This window comes from Xanthobacter lutulentifluminis (assembly GCF_043194675.2).
In the GTDB taxonomy this organism is placed as follows: domain Bacteria; phylum Pseudomonadota; class Alphaproteobacteria; order Rhizobiales; family Xanthobacteraceae; genus Xanthobacter.
In genome coordinates, this window is sequence record NZ_CM195525.1 from 1,608,465 (window position 1) to 1,629,781 (window position 21,317).

Genomic DNA, 21,317 nt, shown 5'->3' on the forward strand with positions numbered 1-21,317 from the left:
ATCAAGGGCTTGATGGCGCAGGCCCGCGCCGTCAGCGCAGCAGGCCGAGACAGGAGATGAGCTCCGGCCCCTCCCGCGGCACCCGCGCCTGCAGCCGCGCGGCGAGCCGCTCCACCCCCGGCGTGGGATTGCCGGCATCCCGCCGGTGGGGGTTGGGCAGCAGCACCGCCAGCAGCGCGGCCTGCCGTGCGTTCACCATGGAGGCCGGGATGCCGAACGCCCGCCGCGCCCCCGCGTCCACGCCGAACTCCCCGTTGGGACCCCATTCGGCGATGTTCAGATAGATCTCGATCAGCCGCCGCTTGCTCACCACCAGGTCGAGCCACAGGGCGAGCGGGATCTCCAGCGCCTTGCGCAGATAGCTGCGGCCCGGCCACAGGAACAGGTTCTTGGCGATCTGCATGGGGATGGTGGAGGCGCCGCGGGTGTCCTCCAGCTCGTCCGCCTTGTCGATGGCGGCGCGCATCTCGGCGAGGTCGATGCCCCAGTTCCTGCAGAAGCTCGCATCCTCGGAGGCGATCACGGTGCGCACCAGCACCCCGGGCATCTGCTCGATGGGCATCCAGACGCGCTCCACCCGCTCGCCCGTGACCCAGCGCGCGAGCATCAGCGTCGAGACCGGATTGACCATGTTGTAGAGGATGGAAAGCCCCATGGGGATGGCCGCGAGCAGGATGACGATGCGCAGCGCCAGTTGAACCATCCCCGCCCTCCGTGCCTCGATCCTCGCCGCGAGCATAGCGGCTTCCGCCCGCCGTGTCGGCTTGACCTTGCTGCCGGGTTGGGGCACCCGGTGGCCGTCGTCAACGGCGCACGCCCCCGGCGCGTTCCATCGCCGCCACGCCATGCAGGAAGGCCACAGGTGACCGCTTCCCTCAAGGACCGTCTCGACGCCGCCGCTGCCGCCACCGAGGCCCGCCTTGCCGCCGCCCTCGCCGATGCGCCGCTCGCCGGCGAGCGGCTGCGCCCGGAACGGCTGATGGCGGCCATGCGCCACGGCGCGCTCGGCGGCGGCAAGCGCCTGCGGCCGTTCCTGGTGATGGAGGCGGCCGCCCTGTTCGGCATCCCGGCGGACGCGGCCGTCACCGCAGCCACGGCGGTGGAGTGCATCCATTGCTATTCGCTGGTGCATGACGACCTGCCGGCCATGGACGACGACGACCTGCGCCGGGGCCGGCCGACCGTTCACCGCGCCTTCGACGAGGCCACCGCCATCCTCGCCGGCGACGGGCTGCTCACCCTCGCCTTCGACCTCCTCGCAGGGGAGGACGCCCATCCCGATCCCGCCGTGCGCATCGCGCTGGTGCGCGCGCTCGCCCGCGCGGCCGGCATCGGCGGCATGGTCGGCGGCCAGATGCTCGACCTCGCCGCGGAAGGCCGCTTCTCCGGCGGGGCCCCGCTGGCGCTGGAACAGGATGCCATCCTCGACCTTCAGGCCATGAAGACCGGCGCGCTGCTTGCCCATGCGGTGGAGGCGGGCGCCATCCTCGGCGGCGCCTCGGCTGCGGAGCGCGCCGCGCTGGTCGCCTACGGCCGGGCGCTGGGTGCCGCCTTCCAGATCGCCGACGACATTCTCGACGTGGAGGGCACGGCCGAACAGGTGGGCAAGAAGGTGGGCAAGGACGCCGCCGCCGGCAAGGGCACGCTGGTCTCCCTGCTCGGCCTGCCGGCCGCGCGCGCCCGCCTCGCCGCGCTGGTGGCCGAGGCGGAAGAGGCGCTGGCCCCGTTCGGCGCGCGGGGCGCGGTGCTGGCGGACGCGGCCCGCTTCGTGGCCGAGCGCCAGAGCTGAGCGGCGCGGCCGCCGGGAGCCGCGCTTCTCGCGAGACGACAGCAAACGGCGGGAATCATCCCGCTGCAGCGCAAGGGCGCCCCCGCAAGCGGTCAGCCGCGCGGCGGCCCAATGGAATAGCTCATCCTTCTCCGGCTGCGCCCGGCTGGAGCGGCCGCACGGCCCACCTGCCGGTTGCCCTTGAGAATCCCCTCGCCGACGCCACGGCTGGCCGGGATCGCGAGCATGCTGGCCGCAAGCCAGACGCGCTCCTCCGACAAGAGGCCGGGCGGGCGCTGCCCCTCCGGCGTGGCCTGCGGCTCTGCGGCCGGATCAGCCCCGCGCGGCTGTGGCCTTGTCCCAGTTCCCTCCCCCACGCTGCTGCGGCCTTGTCCCGGCCCCTCCCTCGCGCGCGGCGCAGCGCTGGCGAGGGCGGCCTGCCGCGCACCCTCGCCGCCGGGCGCGGCTCATGCTAGCGTCCGGCCCGTGACCGATCCGCGCCATTCCCCCCTGTCCCGTCGCGCCTTTCTCGCCGGCAGCGCCGCGCTTGCCACGATGCCGCTTGCGGTGTCGCGGGCGCTCGGCCAGCAGAACGAGGTGGATGTCATCATCATCGGCGCCGGGGCGGCCGGAATCTCGGCGGCGCGCCGCATTGCCGAGGCCGGGCGCACCTATGCGCTGATCGAGGCCGCGAACCGCGTCGGCGGCCGCACCGTCACCGATACCGCCATCTTCGGCGTGCCTTTCGATCTGGGTTCGGCCCGGCTGAACCTGCCGGCGGCGCGCCCCATGTCGGCCTATGGCCGCGCCGAGGGGCTGGACATCACCGCGGCGCCGGAGGGCGGCCGGCTCTATGTCCACGGCCGCGAGGCGCGCGATGCCGACTACGAGGAGTTCGTCGCCACCGTGCGTCGCGCCGAGCGGGCCATCGTCGCCGCCGGCGATGCCGGGCGCGACATGCCGGCTTCCCGCGCCGTGCCGGACCTCGGCGCCTTCTCCGGCAGCGCCCGCTTCGTGGTGGGGCCGTTCGAACGGGCCAAGGAGCTGGACCAGATCTCAACCGTGGACGTCTCCCGCGCCGAGGAGCGCGAGGGCGAGGACGTCTGCCGGCAGGGCATCGGCACGCTGGTGGCCCAGCTCGCCCGCCCGCTCACCGTGCGGCTGGAGACCGCCGCCCGCAGCGTCGATCTCGGCGCGCGGCTGGTGGCGGTGCAGACCAGCAAGGGAACGCTGCTCGGCCGCACGGTCATCGTCGCCGTGCCCCCCTCGATCATCGCCTCCGGCAAGCTGCGCATCCAGCCGGCGCTGCAGCCGCGCTACCGCACGGCGGTGGAGAAGATCACGCTCGGCGCCTACGACCACATCGCCTTCCGTCTGCCACGCAACCCTGTGGGGCTCGGCAGCGACGATACGGTGTTCTTCAAGTCCGACAGCCCGCGCGGCTATGCCCTGCGCGCCCGCATCGGCGGCAGCGACCTCTACACGCTGGAGGTGGGCGGCGATGTGGCGACCGGTCTCGCCGACGGCGCGCCGGAGGCTGCGGCGGCCTTCCTGAAGAGCGCGCTGACGCAGGAATTCGGCGCCGATGTCGCCGCCAAGGTCGGCAAGGTGCACGCCACGCGCTGGACCAAGGAGCCGTGGGCGATGGGCGCCTTCTCCTGCGCCCTTCCCGGCTACGGCAACATGCGGCGCGCCTTCATCGAGACCGTTGCCGGGCGGCTCGTGTTCGCCGGCGAGCATGCGCACGAGACGCTCTGGGGCACCGTGGGCGGTGCCTGGCTCTCGGGCGACCGCGCCGCGCGGCAGGTGCTGGGCCTCATCGGCGTGCGCTCGGGCTAGGTGGGTTCGCGGGCCGGGCGAACGTGCAGGGCGTGGCAGGATGCTGCCGCCGTCCGCTAAGGCCGTCGGGCTGCGGCATCGATGCCACCCGCGCACCGGCCGCCGCTTCGACGATCGCCGGGCCTTCGATGCCGTCGGCGGACCGGAGGTCACGCGGACCACGACCGGTGCGCCCCCCGAGGGCGCCTCCAGCTGCGACCTCGGGCATCGGCGCGCCCCTCAGTGGGCGCGGGCGAACATCTCGTTGAACGAATAGCCGGCCCCGCGCACGGTGCGGATGGGGTCCGACTGGCGGCCGCGGTTGATGGCCTTGCGCAGGCGGCCGACGTGCACGTCCACCGTGCGCTCGTCGATATAGACGTCCTGGCCCCACACGCCGTCGAGCAGCTGCTCGCGGGAGAAGACGCGGCCGGGGCTCTGCATCAGGAATTCGAGCAGGCGGAACTCGGTGGGGCCGAGATGGACCTCGCGCCCGGCGCGATGCACCCGGTGGGTCTCGCGGTCGAGCTCGATGTCGCCGGCGCGCAGCAGGGTCGCCACATGCTCCGGCTTGGCGCGGCGTAGCAGGGCCCGCACCCGCGCGAGCAGCTCGGGGACGGAGAAGGGCTTCACCACGTAATCGTCCGCGCCGGTGGCGAGGCCGCGCACGCGCTCGGTCTCCTCGCCGCGGGCGGTGAGCATGATCACCGGCAGGCGCTCGGTCTCCGGCCGGGTGCGCAGCCGCCGGCACAGCTCGATGCCGGACAGGCCGGGCAGCATCCAGTCGAGGATGACGAGGTCCGGCACGGTCTCGCGCAGGCGCGTCTCCGCCTCGTCGCCGCGGGCGACGCTCTCCACGCCATAGCCCTCCGACTCCAGATTGTACCGGAGGAGGAGGGTCAGCGGCTCTTCATCTTCCACGATCAGAATACGCGCCGGCACTGTGCATCACCGTCTTCGTGCTGGACCCGCACCGGCGCTGCCGGTTCGGGAGCTTTGCCTGCCCCGCGCCGACGTTTCCGGCTCAGGAGTGCTGCATGCCCCCGCGCCGGCGTTGCCGGCTCAGGCCTGGGCGGAACGGCCCGGGAAGGCCAGGGTGGTCTCGCTGGAGGCGTCCGCCTTGGGGCGGCTCTCCGGCAGGTTCTGGCCGGTCACCATGTAGTAGACGATCTCCGCGATGTTGGTCGCGTGGTCGCCGATACGCTCGATGTTCTTGGCGCAGAACAGAAGGTGCGTGCACACCGAGATGTTGCGCGGGTCCTCCATCATATAGGTGAGGAGCTCGCGGAACAGGGAGGTGTACATGGTGTCGATGGCGCCGTCGCGGCCCCACACTTCCACCGCCTTGGCCTCGTTGCGGGCGGCGTAGGCGTCGAGCACCTCCTTGAGCTGCTCCAGCACCAGGTCGGAGATGTGCTCCACGCCCCGGACCAGCTTGGCGGGGTGGTACTCGCCCTCGATGGCGATGACGCGCTTGCCCACGTTCTTGGCGAGGTCGCCGATGCGCTCGAGGTCGTTGGCGATCCGGATGGAGGCCACGATCTCGCGCAGGTCGTTGGCGACCGGCTGGCGCTTGGCGATGACGAGGATGGCGCGATCCTCGATCTCGCGCTGCATCTGGTCGACGGTGGCGTCCACCAGCACGACCTTCTGGGCGAGGGCCACGTCGCGGCGGATCAGCGAGGTCACGCCATCAGCGACGAGGCGCTCGGCCTGCCCGCCCATCTCGACGACCTTGCGGCCGATTTCCTTCAGCTCCTGATCGAAGGAAGCTACGGTATGCTCCGGCATCTCAGTCATCCTTCTGCTCGTCAGCCGAAGCGGCCGGTGATGTAGTCGCGCGTCTTGATCTGGGTCGGGTTGGTGAAGATCACGTCCGACGGCGCCACCTCGATCAGCTCGCCGAGATAGAAGAACGCGGTGATGTCGGCGCAACGCGCCGCCTGCTGCATGTTGTGCGTCACGATGACGATGGTGAATTCCTGCTTCAGCTCGTCGATCAGATCCTCGATCTTCGAGGTGGAGATCGGGTCGAGCGCCGAGGTGGGCTCGTCGAGCAGGATCACTTCCGGGCGCACCGCGATGGTGCGGGCGATGCACAGGCGCTGCTGCTGGCCGCCCGACATGCCGAGCGCCGAGGTGTGCAGGCGGTCCTTGGTCTCGTCCCAGATGGCGGCCTTGCGCAGGCACCATTCCACGCGCTCGTCCATCTGCGCCTTGTTCAGCCGCTCGTGCAGCTTCACGCCGAAGGCGATGTTGTCATAGATCGACATGGGGAAGGGCGTGGGCTTCTGGAACACCATGCCGATGCGGGTGCGCACGATGGTGGGGTCGAGCTCCTTGCCGACGATGTTCACGCCGTCATACAGCACCGAGCCCTCGGCCCGCTGGCCGGGGTAGAGGTCGTACATGCGGTTGAACACGCGCAGCAGCGTGGACTTGCCGCAGCCCGACGGCCCGATCATCGCGGTGACGCGCTTCTCGGGGATCTCGAAGTTGATGTTCCGCAGCGCGTGGTTGCTGCCGTAGTAGAACTGCAGGTTGTCGACCTTGATCTTCACGGGCGCGGGCGGCGCATCGGGCTTCACGGCCACGGAAGAGGCGATGTTCAGGGTGGGATCGACGGCTGAAGTCATCTTGGCCTCGCTTCGGAGGTTGAATATCGAAGGGTTCGGTGGGGGCGCGGCCTAGTGGGTCCGCGCCAGGACCAGACGGGAGGCCACGTTGAGCACGAGGACACCCACCGTGATGAGCAGAGCGCCGCCCCAGGCGAGCGCGACCCAGTCATCGAACGGGCTGCCGGCGAACTGATAGATGGCCACCGGAAGGCTCGCCATGGGCCGCGACAGGTCGGTGGACCAGGCGTTGTTGCCGAGCGAGGTGAACAGCAGCGGCGCCGTCTCGCCGGCCGCGCGGGCGATGGCGAGCAGGATGCCGGTGACGATGCCGGCGCGGGCCGCCCGCCAGGTGATGAACATCACCACCTTCCACTGCGGCGCGCCGAGGGCGAAGGCCGCCTCGCGCAAGCCGACCGGAACCAGGTTCAGCATGTCCTCGGTGGTGCGCACCACCACCGGGATCACCAGGATCGCCAGCGCCAGCGAGCCGGCCCAGCCGGAGAAGCCGCCCAGCGGCACCACCAGCAGGGTGTAGATGAACAGGCCGACCAGGATGGACGGCGCCGAGAGCAGGATGTCGTTCACGAAGCGCGCGGCCGCGCCGATCTTCGTGCCCTTGCCGTTCTCGGCGAGGAAGGTGCCGGCGAAGATGCCGATGGGGCCGCCGATCAGCATGGCGATGCCCACCTGGATCAGCGAGCCGACGATGGCGTTGAGCAGGCCACCGCCCTGACCCGGCGGCTTGGTGACCTGGGTGAACACGTTCAGTCCCAGGGCCGGAAGCCCGCGGGCGAGCAGGGTCCACAGGATCCAGCCCAGGAGGAAGATGGCGAGCACGGCGAACCCGGTCGAGATGGCCTTGACCGTAGTGTCCTTGGCGCGGCGCGCGGCGAGGGAAGCCATGGGAATTTCTCCGTCGCTCAGTCGAGCTTCGAGCGCACGAGCGCGCGGGACAGGGCGAGCACGATGAAGGAGATGACGAACAGGATGAAGCCCAGCTGCAGCAGCGAGGTGAGCTTCAGCGAGCCGATCTGCGCCTCGGGGAACTCGTTGGCGATGGTGGAGGCGATGGTGGCGCCCGGCGCGAACAGCGAGGCGGACAGGCGCGTCGCGTTGCCGATCACGAAGGTGACGGCCATGGTCTCGCCCAGCGCGCGGCCGAGGCCCAGCATGATGGCGCCCACCATGGCGGTCTTGCCGTAGGGCACCGAGACGTTCTTGTAGACCTCGTAGGTGGTGGCGCCGACGCCGTAGGCGGATTCCTTCAGCATGGGCGGAACCGCTTCCAGCGTCTCCACGAACATGGCGGTGATGAAGGGCAGGATCATCACCGCGAGGATCAGGCCGGCTGTGAACATGCCGGAGCCCAGCGGCGGCCCGGCAAACAGCGCGCCGATCACCGGCACGGCGCCGAGGGTGTCGATCAGCGGCGGCTGCACGTAGGCGGCCATCAGCGGGACGATGACGAAGAAGCCCCACATGCCGTAGATGATGGAGGGCACGGCCGCGAGCAGTTGCACCGCCACGGAGATGGGCTGCTTCAGCGGCTGGGGCGCGATCTCGGTGAGGAAGAAGGCGATGCCGAACGACAGGGGCAGCGCCACCACCACCGCGATCACGGCGGAGAACAGCGTGCCGTAGATCATCACCAGCGCGCCGTAGTTCTCCGTCACCGGGTTCCACGCGGGCGACCAGATGAAGTCGAGGCCGAAGTGCTGGAGGGCCGGCAGGCCGCCCTGGAACAGCTCGATGATGATGAGGCCGAGCAGGATCAGCACGAAGATGCCGCTGGCCCACAGCAGGCCGACGAAGATCGGGTCCGAGACCGTGCCGGTCCCCTTGGCCTTCGTGATCGGCTGGACCGAGCCAGACCGGGTAGTGTCCATCGTCGCGTCCATCGGATGCCTATCCCCCGCGCCGCTCCCGGCGTCCTGATCTGAAACCGGGCCCGCAACCGGATCCGCGCCTGGCGCCGCGCGAGCCGGCGGCCGTTTCCTGGCCTTTCGCCTGCGGACCCTTGGCTGTGAACCCTTCGGCTGTGAACCCTTTGGCTGCGGACCATCCCCGCCGCGCCGGCCGCCCCTCCCCCGCGCCTGCGGGGATGGGGAGCGATCTTCCGGCACCGGCGGCCCGTCCGGCCGAATTACGCGCTCACTGCAAGAGAAGAGGTGCCGCCCCGAAGGGCGGCACCGCATTGTTCCCGATCAGAGGACCGGCTTGCCGTCCGGACCCTTGATCTCGGACTTGAAGGCGTCCTGCACCTTCTTCACCACCGCCTCGGGGAGCGGGATGTAGTGCAGGCCCTCGGCGATCTCCTGGCCCTCCTTCGAGTAGGCCCAGGTGAAGAACTCCATGGTGGCGCGGGAGGCGGCCACGTTGGTGGGGTTCTTCGGCAGCAGGATGTAGGTCGGGCTGACGATCGGCCAGGCCTCGGCGGCCGGGGCGTCGATCATGGAGGCGGCGAAGTCCTTGGCGCCGTCCCAGTCGGCGGAGGCGGCGGCAGCCTGGAAGCCCTTCACCTCGGGGCTCACGAAGGTGCCGGCCTTGTTCTTGAGCTGGGTGACCACCAGGTTGTTGGCGGCGGCGTAGATGAACTCCACGTAGCCGATGCCACCCTTGGTGTTCTTCACGTTGCCGGTGACGCCCTCGTTGCCCTTGGCGCCGGCGCCGGTGGGCCACTGGACCGAGGTGGCGGAGCCGACCTTGGACTTCCACTCGGGGCTGACGGCCGAGAGGTAGGAGGTGAAGATGGAGGTCGTGCCGGAAGCGTCAGACCGGTAGACCGGAACGATCGCCTGCGACGGCAGCTTCACGCCGGGGTTCAGCTCGGCGATGGCCTTGTCGTCCCACTTGGTGATCTTGCCGAGGTAGATGTCGGCGAGCACCGGGCCGGTCAGCTTCAGCTGGTTGGTGGCGATGCCTTCCAGGTTCACGGTGGCGACCACGGAGCCGATCACGGTGGGGAACTGGAGCAGGTTGTTGGCCGCCAGCTTCTCGCCCGCCACGGTGGCGTCGGAGGCGCCGAAGTCGACGGTGCGGTTGATGATCTGGTTCTGACCGCCGCCCGAGCCGATGGACTGGTAGTTCAGCGTGTTGCCGGACTTCTCTTTGAACTTCGCGCCCCACGACTGGTAGACGGGAGCCGGGAAGGACGCTCCGGCGCCGGTGAAATCGACGGCTTGAGCGCTGCCAGCGAACAGCGTGCTGGCCACGGCGATCACGCCGAAAGCGGTGGTGAGCTTCACGGTATCTCTCCTTGCCATGTGTGTTGCCAGACCTGGCCTAACGCCGGGGCAACCTTGGGCTCAGGACTCTTAGTCCCCGCGCGCCAAGGTTCTATGACCATCGCGTGACAGGGAGATGACTGTCTATGCCTCTGCCTTTATTACATTTTTTTCGCGTTCCGGCAAAGCATCCAGTCGCACGCTGAAGGTTGCGCCCGCGCCGAGCACGCTGTCCACGCTCATCCGGCCCCGGTGACGGGCCACGATGTGCTTGACGATGGCGAGGCCCAGTCCGGTACCGCCCTGGTCGCGGCTGGCCGCCACGTCCACGCGATAGAAGCGCTCGGTGAGGCGCGGCAGGTGCTCGGGTGCGATGCCGGGGCCGAAGTCGCGCACCCGGATCACCGCGCTCTCCTCCTCGCGGGAGAGGCTGACCTCCACCGACTTGCCGGAGGCGCCGTATTTCAGCGCGTTCTCCACCAGGTTCTCGAACAGGCGGATCAGTTCGTCCCGGTCGCCCAGCACGTCCACCGCGCCGGCGGGCCGGACCTGCTCGATGGCGACGCCCCGGTCCTTCGCCAGAGGCGACAGGGTGTCGCACACATGGGCGAGGATGCCGCCCAGGTCCACCGTGCTCTGCGGCCGCACATGGGCGTTCAGCTCGATGCGCGAGAGCGAGAGCAGGTCGTCGATCAGCCGCGACATGCGGCGCGCCTGGGCGGCCATGATGGACAGGAAGCGCTCGCGGGCGGCGGTATCGTTGCGCGCCGGCCCCTGCAGCGTCTCGATGAAGCCGGAGAGCGAGGCGAGCGGCGTGCGCAGCTCGTGGCTGGCATTGGCCACGAAATCCGCGCGCATCTGCTCCACCCGCCGCTGCTGGGTCAGGTCGCGGAAGGTGAGCAGCACCGCGTCCGGGGCGCCGTCGGTGGCGGGCGCCTCGAGCCTGAGCGGCACCACGTGGGCCTCCAGCCAGCGGTCGAGGGGAATGCGCTCGGCGAACTCCACCCGGCGCGGCAGGCCGTCGTCAGCCGCCGCGCGCACCGCATCCAGCACCTCCGGCACGCGCACCACGAACGAGAGGGGGTCGCCCACCCGCGTCGGCCCTACCGCCAGGGCCATGCGGGCGTTGGCGGTCACGATCTCGCCGGTGGGCGAGAGCAGCAGGGCCGGCTCGGGCAGGGCAGCCACCACGGCGGCGGCCTGCGCATCCCTGCGCGGACGCGGCGCGGACGGAGAGAAAATTTCCACCGGCGGGGCAGGCACCGGTGCCGGCCGCGGCCAGGCCAGCGCCAGGGCGCCGAGCAGCACGCCCATCGCCGCGGCGAGCAGCGGAGCGATGGCGCCGGACACCGCCCCGGCGGCAACCGCCACCGCCAGCGCCCCCAACAGCAGCGGCACCCGGCGGCCGGGCGGCAGCGCGGCGAGCCCGCCGGATTGTTCGGTCTCCTGCCGGAGGGGCGCGCCGCGCTCCATCCCGCTGACCGCCTCAGGTTCGGCCATGGCCATCCTCTTTGCGTCTCCACGCGAATCGCCCGTGGGCGCCCGCTTGGATCGATGCTGGCGACACTGCACGAAGCCATTACGACGGCCCCGCGTCGTGGCGCCGCGCGGCGGCTGCGGCGCCCGCCACCGCGGGGCCCGTTTTCCGCATTATCCCATTTTTGAAGCGACGGAAGGGGATTGGCTGCCGCTTGCCGCCGCCAATCTGCTATGAGGGGGTGCTGCGGAGGACCTGACCATGCGACAACCCCTCAGGAACCGGGCCCGGACCTTCGGCCCGCTTCTCGCGGCGGTGCTCGCCGGCCCGCTCGCCTGGCCCGCGCTCGCCGTGGCGGACCCGGTGCCGCTGCCCACCGTGGACTTCGCCCTGAAAGCCAGCCTGCGCAGCGGCGCGGCCATGGATCTCGCCCACAGCCAGGGGCGGATGCGGGTGGAGATGAGCGGCGCGAACATTCCCGGCAGCATCATCGGCATCATCGACCTGAAGGCCCGGCGCATGCTGGTGCGCGCGCCCAATTTGCCCAACATGGCGGTGGAGATCGAGCTACCGCCCGAGTATGCGCTGGGCGCGCTCAGCGGAAACGGTATCCGCGTGGGCGAAGGACAGGTGGCCGGCGAGGTTTGCGACCTGTGGAAGCTGGAGCCGCCGGGCACCTCCCGCATCGGCCCCACCACCGCCTGCATCACGCCGGACGGCATTGCCGTGCGCACGGAAGTGGAATTCCAGGGCCGCAAGCAGACGGTGTTCGAGGCCCAGAGCCTGACCCGCGCGCCGCAGGATCCGAAGCTCTTCCAGCTGCCGCCGGGCGTGCAGGTGATGAAGGTGCCGAAGGGCAAGATCGGCGCCGCCCTTGGCCTGCCCGGCCTCGGCGCCCCGCCGCCGGCCCTGCCGCCCGCCGGCGCCGTGCCCCCGCCTGCCGCTCCGGCCGCGCCGCCGAAGCCCTGACCGGCAGAGGATCACAGATTGTGGGAAGGGCCCGGCGCGATCTGGCGGGCGCACGATGCGTGCCGGACGTTCAGACGACCGGCCAATCGACCGCCGCGTCCCCCCGACGGGTCAATCGAAGGTAACGGCCACCGGCACGTGGTCGGAGGGCTTTTCCCAGCTGCGCGCATCCTTCAGCACCGTCATGGCGCGGGCCGAGGGGGCGAGGCTGCGGCTTGCCCACACATGATCGAGCCGGCGCCCGCGATCATTCACCGTGTGGTCGGGCGAACGGTAGCTCCACCAGGTGAACAGCTTCTCCCGGGGCGGCACGATGGCGCGCATCACGTCCACCCACGGCCCCGCCGCCTGCATCCGCTCCATCCGCTCCACCTCGACCGGGGTGTGGCTGACCACGTTGAGCAGTTGCTTGTGGCCCCACACGTCGGTTTCCAGCGGCGCGATGTTGAGATCGCCCACCAGCACGGCGTGGCGCTCCGGGTCCGCCGCATCGGCGAGCAGTTCCGGCCAGCCGGTCACCTCGTCGAGGAAGGCGAGCTTGTGGGCGAACTTGGGGTTCAGCTCCGGGTCCGGAATGTCGCCGCCGGCCGGGACGTAGAAATTGTGGATGGTCAGCGGCTTGCCGAGCGCGTCGCCGGCCGCCAGCGTCACCGCCACGTGGCGGGCGTCGCCCTTGCCGCAGAAATCGCCCTTGCGCACCTGCGCGAACGGCACCTTGGAGAAGGTGGCGACCCCGTGCCAGCCCTTCTGGCCATTCAGCGCGATGTGCTCGAACCCGAGCTCGCGGATGGCTTTCAGCGGGAACTTGTCATCCTGGCACTTGGTCTCCTGCAGACACAGGACGTCAGGGCGCAGTTGCTCCACCGCCGCGCGGACGATGTCGAGGCGGATGCGGACGGAATTGATGTTCCAGGTGCAGACGGTGAGGGACAAGGCAATGCAGATCTTGAAAAGGAAAGACCGCCGAGCCTTAGTCCCGCACGCGCGGCGAGGCAAGCGGCAAGGCGGCAGGGAAGCGGGCGGGAGCGCAAAGGGAAGCGCAAAGGGAAGCGCAACAGGAAGCGCAAAGGGAAGCGCGGACGGATGCGCGCCGCTCCGTCAGGCCGGCGCGCCCTCGCTCGGCGCCGGAGCCCGGGCGATGGCCGCGACCCGCGCCCGGAAGGCGGCGAGGAGCGGCGCGTCGATCTCGGCAAGCGACTGCACCGTGATGTCCGCCTGCGGCAGCCCCGCCTCCTCGGGGAAGACGAAACGATAGCCCGCGGCGGTGCGGCTCTCGATGAACTCGAACAGCCGGCCCTTGCGCTCCATGCGGTAGTAGACGACGAACTTGCCCTGATAGTCGCGGTAGTCGATGGCAGCGATCTCGGCGAACAGCGTGTCCTCGCGCACCAGGAAGGCGAGGCGCTGCTGGGTCCAGCGGAACACCTCCAGCTCGCGCTCGGTGGTGACGATGGGCTCCGGCGCGGACGCAGCCGGTGCCGCATCTGCCGGCGTGGGCGCGGCGGGCTGGGGCTGGTCCGGCTTGGGCAGGTCGAGGCGGTGCAGGATCTGGCGGTTGATGAACTCGCGCAGGGCCGACTGGATCACCGGCCGGTATTCATCGAGCGCCTTCTGCGAGATGTGGCCGATGCCGGCCTTGCGCAAAAGCGGGCGGGCGAACTCCTCCGGCGGCTCGGTGAAGATGGCCGCCACCTGCGCCAGCACCGAATTGTAGATGTGCTTGCGCTTGGCCTCGGCGCCGATGTTGTCCGGATCGAACACCGCTTTGCGCAGGCTGTGCAGCCCCTCCAGCGCGGAATCGTCCACCTTGCCCTTCGCCACCTCGCGCAGGTCGAGGCGCAGGAAGGGGTTGGCGTCCATCATGTTGGGCTCGTCGGAATCGGCGTAGAACTCCCACACTAGCCCGTCGGTGAGCACGCCCATCTTCACCGTCCTTGCGGCGTTGAAGTAGCTGCGCAGCTGGCCCCGGTCGTCCCTGAGGCTGGGCGCGCCGGCGGGCTTGGATTCGATGGCGATCACCGGCTCGCCGCTCTTGAAGACGGCGAAATCCACCCGGTTCTTGTATTTCTCGGAGAAGTCGCAGTGATGCTCCGGGAAGACCCCGTTGGGGTCCATGGGGTCGTAGCCGAGCAGCGCGATCATCGGCAGGACGAGGAACATCTTGGTGGATTCCTCATTGGCGCACCGCGGCGCCGCGCCCCCTGCCCGCTTCGCGAACTCCACCAGCCGCTCGCGAAACTCCCCCAGCGTGCCCGCATCCATCGGCGTCGATCTCCCCCGTGCCTCGGGCTGCACCTTGTCCGATACGCAATCATAAGTACATATTCCATTCACGCACAACCTATTCCGCATCCGGTGCGCGCAGGAGGCGGGGGAACCGCGCCGCGAAGGCCGCGTTAACTCCCCGGTTGCCATGACGCGCCGCGCCGCCGGTCACGAGCCGGGCGCCGGACGTCCACCGGACGGGAGTGCTGAACATGGGACGCCGCCTGCTGCCGAACGAAACCTTCCCCCTGCGCATCGTCATCGGCGATGCCGAGACCGAGGCCCGCAGCGTGGAGGATGTGGTGGCGTTCCTGCGCCGCCAGGAGGCCGGAGACCTCGCCGACCTGCTGATGGCCGTGCCGCCGCACGAGCGCCCGCCGACCCTGAACGACGTGTGCGCCCGCATGGAGGCCCTCTGCGCCATGGTGTGAAGGCGCGGGCCCGCCCCTTGACTTTCCCCCGCCCCGCCGCAGTGTTCGGGGTCGATGATCGGGGGCGAAGGCTTGGGCGCACGGACGGGCAGCGGGAAAGACGGGGATGCGACCCCGAAGGCCGGACTGCCCGAGACACCCGCGCACGACGCGCCGGCTTCCCAAGGCGGGACGTACACGCTCGAACACCTTGCCGCGCGCATCCATGCGCGCCACCGCGACACCATCAAGGTGCAGAAGCCGCACGTGGCGGCGGCCAATCTCGCCCGCATCCTCGGCGCCGCGCTCACCCTCTCCAACCGCCACGGCTTCCACGCCATGACCCTGCGCCAGCTGGCGGAGGCGAGCGGGCTGAGCATGGGCGGGCTCTATTCCTACCTCGACAGCAAGGACACCCTGCTCCTGATGATCCTGGAGGAGGTGTCGCACGCCGTGGAGGAGGCGCTGGGCGCCGCGCCCGAGGCGGTGAAGGCCGACCCGCGCGCGCATCTGCGCTGGCTCATCGCCCGCCACGTGGCGCTGACCGAGGAGATGCAGCCCTGGTTCCTGTTCGCCTACATGGAGGCGAAGGCGTTTCCGCCCGAAGGCCGGCGCCGCGCCGTGGACGGCGAGCGCCTCTCCGAGCGCATGTTCGCGCAGGTCATCGAGCAGGGCATGGAAGCGGGCGTGTTCGCTCCGGGCGACGCCCTGTTCGCCGCCGCGCTGGTGAAGCCGCTGCTGCAGGACTGGTACGTGAAGCGCGGCAAGTATCGCGCGCGCGGCATCGATGCGGACGCCTATGCGCGACAGGTCACCGCCTTCGTCGAAGGCGCGCTGGCACCGGCCGTGGCCGCCGCCGGTGCCGCGCCGCGCGTGCGGCCGTTGGGCTAGGGGGATGCGGTCAGCACGCCCTGCCGGCTGATTGCTCCGGCCCGCTCAGGTGAAGGCGGCGGCGCGGCGGGCGAAGGCTTCCGCCAGCCGGCCGGTATCGGCAGCGCCTTCCGCGGCCGCCGTCCCCGCCTTGGCGCGGGCGGCGATGCCCTCGAAGATCACCGCCCAGCGGAACAGGGCGAATGCCATGTGGAAATCGCTCAGCGCCCGCCCGTGCCGGGCTTCCGCCGCATAGTCGGCGACGAAGGACGCGCGGTCCGGAATGCCGAGGGCGTCGAGGTCCAGCCCCTCGATGCCGCCATATTCCTCCGGCCGCGACACCCAGGCCATGGAGCAATGGGCGAGATCCGCCAGCGGGTGGCCCAGCGTGGACAATTCCCAGTCCAGCACCGCCACCACCTCCGGGCGGGTGGGATGGAACATGAGATTGCCGATGCGATAATCACCATGCGAGATGGTGGTGGTGTCGTCCTCCGGCACATGGGCCGGCAGCCACTCCACCAGCCGCGCGATGTTCGCGTCCTCGCGGGTCTTGGACAGCTCCCACTGCCGCGCCCAGCGCGCCACCTGCCGGGCGAAGTAGTTGCCCGGCCGCCCGAAATCGGCGAGGCCGGCGGCGGCGTAATCCACATTGTGGAGCGCGGCGAGCGTATGCGCCATGGCCCGGTACATGGCCCGGCGCTCCTGTAGCGGCACGCCCGGCAGGGTGCAGTCGTGGAACACCCGGCCGTCCACCTTCTCCATCACGTAGAACAGCGTGCCGATGACCGAGCGGTCCTCGCACAGGAGCAGGGCCGGCGGCACCGGCACGCCGGTCGATCCCAGCGCGCTCATGATGCGGAACTCCCGGTCCACCGCATGGGCGGAGGGCAGAAGCTCGCCCGCCGGCTGCTTGCGCAGCACCAGGGACCGGTCGTCATAGGTGACGAAGAAGGTGGGATTGGATTGTCCACCGGAGATGGCGGCAAGCCGCGGCGCGCCGGCAAGGCCCGGCAGGCGGTCCTTCAGATAGGCATCGAGCGCCGCCACGTCGAAGCCGGGGCCGGCGCCCGCCGCTGTAGTGTCCTGCCCGCTCACGCCCCAGCCTCCGCCACCGGCCAGTTCCAGAAGGCATCGCCTTCCTTCTCCAGGAACCGGTTCAGCACCATTTCATGCACAGCGTCGGCGCCGTCCACCAGCCGCGCCTGGCGGGCATAACGGTAGATCCATTCCAGCACGGTGTCCTTGGAATAGCCGCGCGCGCCGTTGATCTGGATCGCGGTGTCCACCGCCAGATGCAGGGTGTTGGCGGCGCGGATCTTGGCCATGGAGATTTCCTTGCGCGCCAGCCCGCCGCGGTCGAGCTCGAACGCCGCCTTCATGGTGAGCAGGCGCGCCACCTCGATCTCCAGCGCTACGCGCCCCAGCATGGTCTGCACGCTCTCGCGGTCGGCGAGGCGGATGCCGAAGCCGGTGCGCACCGCCGCATACTCGCGCGCGATGGCCACCGAACGGATGGCGAGGCCCAACCAGCGCATGCAATGGGTGAGGCGCGCCGGGCCGAGGCGGATCTGCGTCACCTTCAGGCCCTTGCCCTCGCCCATCAGCACGTCTTCAGGCGGGATGGCGAGGCCGTCGAACTCGATCTCGCAATGGCCGCCATGCTCCTCCGGCCCCATGATGGGAATGCGCCGCACGATGCGCCAGCCGGGCGTGTCGCGATGGAAGGCGAAGGCGGTGAGGCCGGTGCGCGGATCATCCGAGGTGCGGGCGATGAGGATGAAGTGGGCCGCCTCCTCCGCGCCGGTGATGAACCACTTGCGGCCATAAATGCGATAGGAGCCGTCCGTCTGCTTCTCGGCCCGGGTCATGATCATGGACGGATCGGAGCCGCCGCCGGGGTGAGGCTCGGTCATGGCGAAGGCGGAGCGCACGGTGCCGGCGACGATGGGGGCGAGCCAGCGCGCCTTCTGGTCCGCCGTGCCCACCTGCTCCAGCACCATCATGTTGCCGTCGTCCGGCGCGGCGGAGTTGAACACCACCGGGCCGAAGATGGAGCGGTTCATCTCCGTGTAGCAGACCGCCATGCCCATGCGCCCGACGCCGAGCCCGCCCGTCTCCGGCTTCAGCTGGAGGCACCACAGCCCCTCCGCCCGCGCCTTCTCCCGGAGGGCCGCGAGGGGAGCGGCGGCGATGTTCTCGTGCGCGTCATAGGCCGCCGGATCGGACTCCAGCGGAATGATGTGCGCGTCCACGAACGCGCCGATGCGCCGGCGCAGGTCCTCGATGGCGGGAGGAATGGTGAAGTCCATGGCTGCCTCGTCTGTCCCCGGATGCGCCCTCAAAAAACGAGCGAGCGCTCGCTATTTATACTGACGCTGCATTTCCCGCAATGGCCTGCCCCATGGCGAAAGATCCGGGCCTGCGGGTGGCGACGCCCCCGGCGGGGGCGCGGCCTTCAGCCGACGGCGGACTTGCCGGGCTCGCGCTTGGGTGCGGAGACCTTGGCCGCTACCGAAGCGCCCACCGGCACATTCCCCTGGGAACTCCCTGGGGTGCCCGCCTCGGCTCCGGCGGCGGCCTCCGCCCGGCTGGCGAGGCGCAGGCTCAGCTCGCGCGCGCCCATGAGGCTGAGCGAGAGGGCGAACGGCACGATGTAATAGAACAGGCGGAACAGCAGCAGCGCCCCCACCAGCTCGCCCTTGTCGAACTGCGGCAGCGCCACCAGAAGGGCGGCATCGAACACGCCGAGCCCGCCGGGGGCGTGGCTGGCGAAGCCGAGCAGGGTCGCGGTGACGAAGATCACCGCCAGCGACACCGGGTCGATATAGGGTGTCGACGGCATCAGCATGTACATGGCGGCGGCGCACAGCGTCAGGTCGAGGATGCCGATGCCCACCTGCACGAGGGTGGAGCGGCCGCGCGGCAGCGTCACGAACCAGGAGGCGCGGCCGATGTTGCGCGGCGCCAGCGACACCCAGGTGATGTAGCCGGCGAGCGCGGCCAGCGCGGCGAGGCCGATGAGACGGTTGATGGCGGGCGGCAGCTGGTCCACCGCCGTGGCGGCTTCCGGGTGGAGCGTGATGCCGAGCCCCAGCACGGCGATGTTGCCGAGCCAGAAGGTGAGGCCCGCCACGAAGCAGATCTTGGCGACATCGATGGCCCCGAGACCCCAGGCCGAATAGATGCGGTAGCGCACCGAGCCGCCGGTGAACACGGTGAAGCCCACGTTGTGGCCGATGGAATAGGAGCAGAAGCCGGCCAGCGCCGCGACCCGGTAGGGCACGTGGTCCTTGCCGATGGTACGCAGGGCGAACCAGTCATAGAAGGTGAGCGTGAGATAGGCCGCCGCCACCAGCAGGAAGCCGGCCAGCACATGGCGCGGGTCCTTCTGCGCCAGCGCGTCGGTCACGTCGGACAGCTTGAGGTCGTGGAGCATCCGGTAGAGCACCACGGCCGCGAACGCGATCACCGCAAGGCTCAGGATGAAGCCCAGGCCGTGCAGGCCCACGCGCTCCTTCAGGAAGGTCCAGACTTTCGAAGCCACCGCGCGCACACTCATGTCGTCACCGTTCCCCCGGCCCGATGCGATGCCGGGCGCCCGCGTCCCCCGCCCTGCGCGGCGCGCAAGGGCCTCGGCGCAGGATTGATCCGAATGCCGCCGGCCCTGAAGGCGGCGCGGTCCGGCTCGGCTAGAGCTTCACCGGATAGCCGATCTCAACCGTGCGGGCGCGCGGCAGGCCGAAGCGGTCCACCGAGCGTTCCGCGTTTCGGGCGAGGAAGGCGAACACGTGGGCCACCACGTCCTTCAGCTTCATCACCTCGTCGGGCGGGATGATCCGTTCGTGGCCGATCACGTAGATCGCCGCGTCCGGATCGATGCCGCGGGCGCTCAGCGCCGGGCCGAGCACCGATGGCACGTCGATCTGCTGCATGTAGCCAAAGCGCAGATCCACCCGCACGAAGCCCTCGTTGAGGGTCGTCACCTTCACCCGGTCCTCGACCGAGACCCTGGGCCGGGCGGCGATCCACACCGAAACGATGACCGCCTTCTCGAACCGCACCTTCAGAAGGTCCGCCATGCGCGAGAGCGCAACCGGGGTCATCGCACCCGCGCGGGACAGAAAGATGGCGGTGCGCGGACTTTCCGCATCCCCCGCCTTGTCCTTGCGGGCGACGAAATTGTCGAGCGGCTCGGTGAAGCGCACCTGCTGGGCCACCACGCCCTCGAGGCCGCGCCGCCAGGAGACCATGACGAAGATGATGGCGCCCGCGATGGTCAGGGGCAGCCAGCCGCCGTCGTGGATCTTGGTCATGTTGGCCGAGGCGAAGGCGAAATCCACCATCAGCAGGCCGGTGGCCATGGCCCACACCGCCGGCGCCGGCCAGCCCCACGCCCGATGCACCTGGGCGATGAACAGGATGGAGGTGGTGACCATGGCGAAGGCCACCGCGATGCCGTAGGCCGACGCCAGCTTCTCGGACGCCTCGAAGCCCAGCACCACGGCGATGCAGGCGATCATCAGCAGCCAGTTCAGCCGGCCCACATAGATGTGCTGCTCGTTGTGCTCCGAGGTGTAGCGGATGCGCATGGGCGGCAGGTAGCCAAGCTCGATCGCCTGCTTCGCCAGCGAGAACACGCCGGTGATGATGGACTGCGAGGCGATCACCGTGGCGGCCGTGGCGAGGAACAGCAGCGGCACGTCGAACATGTCGGGGCAGAGATCGTAGAACGGGTTGCGCACCGCGTTCGGGTCCACCAGCAGGATCGCGCCCTGGCCGAAATAGTTGAGCAGCAGCGCCGGCATGGCCACGAACAGCCAAGCCCGGGCGATCACCGGGCGGCCGAAGTGGCCGAGGTCCGCGTAAAGCGCCTCGCCGCCCGTGACGGCGAGGAAGCAGGCGCCGAGGATGACGCCGGCAAGGCCGGGATGCTGGACCATCAGCATGATGCCGTAGCGCGGATCAAGCCCCGCCAGGACGTGCGGCGCCTGGAGGATGCCGTAGACACCCAGCGCCCCCAGCGATCCGAACCACACGAGCATGATCGGCCCGAAGAACGAGGCGATGCGCTCGGTGCCGAGCCGCTGGGACAGGAAGATGGCGAGCAGCACCACCACGGTGAGGGCCACCACCCAGTGCTCCAGCTCCGGCGAGATGACCTGGAGCCCCTCGATGGCCGAGAGCACCGAGATGGCAGGCGTCAGCACGCCGTCGCCGATGAGCATGGCGGCGCCGAGCAGGCCGGCCGCCAGCAGGTACCAGCGCAGGCCGAGGGCGCTGCGGTGCAGGTCCAGCAGGGTGACGAGGGCGAGGATGCCGCCTTCGCCGTCGTTGTCCGCCCGGAGCACCAGCATCACGTATTTCACCGTGACGGAGAGGATGATGCTCCAGGTGATGAGCGAGAGCAGGCCGAGCACGTCGGCGCCGAGGAAATTGGTGCCGCCCACCGCCAGCACGCCCTGCTTCAGCGCGTAGAGCGGGCTGGTGCCGATGTCGCCGAACACCACCCCGAGGGCGCCGATCTCGGCGGCGAACGGCAGGGTGCGCGAGCTGTCGCGGGAAAAGCTCATGGCCATGGAGAAGGGTCGCGGCTCACTGCCGGAAAGAGAACGCGCGGCAACGCCCGCGCCGCGGCCGGCAACCGGACTGCCCCACCGCCGTGACGCGCAGTGTCACGCCTCGCGACCATCGCACGAAACCGTTCAAGGCAAGCCCCCGCGCGTTACCCGGCCATCGGCCCCGGACGTGCCGCTGCTCCGGCCCGGTGCCCCGAAGGGCGCCGCCCGGAGCCCGCCGGCTCCGCCCGCCCGAGGCGGGTGCTCTCAACACCTAGCTCCGTTCGCGGGGGAAGACAATGCGCTGCGGTAAACCACGTAGGCCCGGACGCAGAACGCC

The 21,317-nt window shown here is 70.1% G+C and carries 19 protein-coding genes; 5 read left to right on the plus strand and 14 right to left on the minus strand.

Features of this window, described 5'->3' with window-relative positions; translation table 11 throughout:
- Positions 1-31: 31 nt before the first annotated feature.
- Positions 32-703: a biosynthetic peptidoglycan transglycosylase gene (locus V5F49_RS07255; RefSeq protein WP_394118023.1), complete on the minus strand. Its 672-nt coding sequence runs from the start codon at positions 701-703 to the stop codon at positions 32-34.
- Between the two features lie 159 nt (positions 704-862).
- Between V5F49_RS07255 and V5F49_RS07260 the strand changes: the two genes are divergently transcribed.
- Both V5F49_RS07260 and V5F49_RS07265 read left to right on the plus strand, forming a co-directional pair.
- Complete coding sequence (locus tag V5F49_RS07260; protein WP_394118022.1) at positions 863-1,789, plus strand: polyprenyl synthetase family protein; 927 nt, start codon at positions 863-865, stop codon at positions 1,787-1,789.
- Positions 1,790-2,254: 465 nt separating this feature from the next.
- Positions 2,255-3,607 (plus strand): flavin monoamine oxidase family protein, encoded by a 1,353-nt coding sequence (locus V5F49_RS07265; RefSeq protein WP_394118021.1) that lies wholly within the window; start codon positions 2,255-2,257, stop codon positions 3,605-3,607.
- A 219-nt stretch (positions 3,608-3,826) separates the two neighbouring features.
- Here the strand turns inward: V5F49_RS07265 and phoB are convergent, their stop codons facing one another.
- The 7 genes from phoB to V5F49_RS07300 form a co-directional block, all read right to left on the minus strand.
- The gene (gene phoB, locus V5F49_RS07270; RefSeq protein ID WP_394118020.1) at positions 3,827-4,528 is read right to left on the minus strand and encodes a phosphate regulon transcriptional regulator PhoB; all 702 of its coding nucleotides are present in this window, start codon (positions 4,526-4,528) and stop codon (positions 3,827-3,829) included.
- Between the two features lie 120 nt (positions 4,529-4,648).
- A complete protein-coding gene (gene phoU / locus V5F49_RS07275) occupies positions 4,649-5,377 on the minus strand; it encodes a phosphate signaling complex protein PhoU (RefSeq protein WP_394118019.1) in 729 nt (242 codons plus the stop codon).
- Positions 5,378-5,397: 20 nt separating this feature from the next.
- Positions 5,398-6,222: a phosphate ABC transporter ATP-binding protein PstB gene (pstB, locus tag V5F49_RS07280; RefSeq protein WP_394118018.1), complete on the minus strand. Its 825-nt coding sequence runs from the start codon at positions 6,220-6,222 to the stop codon at positions 5,398-5,400.
- 51 nt (positions 6,223-6,273) lie between these two features.
- Complete coding sequence (pstA, locus tag V5F49_RS07285; RefSeq protein ID WP_394118017.1) at positions 6,274-7,107, minus strand: phosphate ABC transporter permease PstA; 834 nt, start codon at positions 7,105-7,107, stop codon at positions 6,274-6,276.
- A 17-nt stretch (positions 7,108-7,124) separates the two neighbouring features.
- A complete protein-coding gene (gene pstC / locus V5F49_RS07290; RefSeq protein WP_394118016.1) occupies positions 7,125-8,102 on the minus strand; it encodes a phosphate ABC transporter permease subunit PstC in 978 nt (325 codons plus the stop codon).
- A 306-nt stretch (positions 8,103-8,408) separates the two neighbouring features.
- A complete protein-coding gene (pstS, locus tag V5F49_RS07295) occupies positions 8,409-9,449 on the minus strand; it encodes a phosphate ABC transporter substrate-binding protein PstS (protein ID WP_394118015.1) in 1,041 nt (346 codons plus the stop codon).
- 123 nt (positions 9,450-9,572) lie between these two features.
- A complete protein-coding gene (locus V5F49_RS07300; protein WP_394118014.1) occupies positions 9,573-10,928 on the minus strand; it encodes an ATP-binding protein in 1,356 nt (451 codons plus the stop codon).
- A 238-nt stretch (positions 10,929-11,166) separates the two neighbouring features.
- On the opposite strand from V5F49_RS07300, the gene V5F49_RS07305 reads away from it, so the two are divergent.
- A complete protein-coding gene (locus V5F49_RS07305; RefSeq protein WP_394118013.1) occupies positions 11,167-11,874 on the plus strand; it encodes a hypothetical protein in 708 nt (235 codons plus the stop codon).
- 111 nt (positions 11,875-11,985) lie between these two features.
- On the opposite strand, the gene V5F49_RS07310 is transcribed toward V5F49_RS07305, so the two are convergent.
- On the minus strand, positions 11,986-12,807 hold the full coding sequence (locus V5F49_RS07310) for an exodeoxyribonuclease III (RefSeq protein ID WP_394118012.1): 822 nt from the start codon (positions 12,805-12,807) through the stop codon (positions 11,986-11,988).
- Between the two features lie 165 nt (positions 12,808-12,972).
- Complete coding sequence (locus V5F49_RS07315; RefSeq protein WP_394118011.1) at positions 12,973-14,136, minus strand: type I restriction endonuclease; 1,164 nt, start codon at positions 14,134-14,136, stop codon at positions 12,973-12,975.
- Between the two features lie 215 nt (positions 14,137-14,351).
- Here V5F49_RS07315 and V5F49_RS07320 point away from each other — a divergent pair, with 215 nt between their 5' ends.
- Together V5F49_RS07320 and V5F49_RS07325 are read left to right on the plus strand one after the other, a co-directional pair.
- Complete coding sequence (locus tag V5F49_RS07320; protein ID WP_394118010.1) at positions 14,352-14,570, plus strand: hypothetical protein; 219 nt, start codon at positions 14,352-14,354, stop codon at positions 14,568-14,570.
- A gap of 72 nt (positions 14,571-14,642) precedes the next feature.
- Positions 14,643-15,440 carry a TetR/AcrR family transcriptional regulator gene (locus V5F49_RS07325; protein ID WP_394118009.1) on the plus strand — a complete coding sequence of 266 codons (798 nt, stop codon included), beginning with the start codon at positions 14,643-14,645 and terminating at the stop codon, positions 15,438-15,440.
- A gap of 45 nt (positions 15,441-15,485) precedes the next feature.
- Here the strand turns inward: V5F49_RS07325 and V5F49_RS07330 are convergent, their stop codons facing one another.
- The 4 genes from V5F49_RS07330 to V5F49_RS07345 all read right to left on the minus strand — a co-directional run bounded on the left by V5F49_RS07330 (position 15,486) and on the right by V5F49_RS07345 (position 20,998).
- Complete coding sequence (locus V5F49_RS07330; protein WP_394118008.1) at positions 15,486-16,517, minus strand: phosphotransferase family protein; 1,032 nt, start codon at positions 16,515-16,517, stop codon at positions 15,486-15,488.
- Positions 16,514-17,731: an acyl-CoA dehydrogenase family protein gene (locus V5F49_RS07335; protein WP_394118007.1), complete on the minus strand. Its 1,218-nt coding sequence runs from the start codon at positions 17,729-17,731 to the stop codon at positions 16,514-16,516. The genes V5F49_RS07330 and V5F49_RS07335 overlap by 4 nt, the downstream gene beginning before the upstream one ends.
- 146 nt (positions 17,732-17,877) lie before the next feature.
- A complete protein-coding gene (locus V5F49_RS07340; RefSeq protein ID WP_394118006.1) occupies positions 17,878-18,981 on the minus strand; it encodes a putative bifunctional lysylphosphatidylglycerol flippase/synthetase in 1,104 nt (367 codons plus the stop codon).
- Between the two features lie 130 nt (positions 18,982-19,111).
- Positions 19,112-20,998 carry a potassium transporter Kup gene (locus tag V5F49_RS07345; RefSeq protein WP_394118005.1) on the minus strand — a complete coding sequence of 629 codons (1,887 nt, stop codon included), beginning with the start codon at positions 20,996-20,998 and terminating at the stop codon, positions 19,112-19,114.
- Between the last annotated feature and the right edge of the window lie 319 nt (positions 20,999-21,317).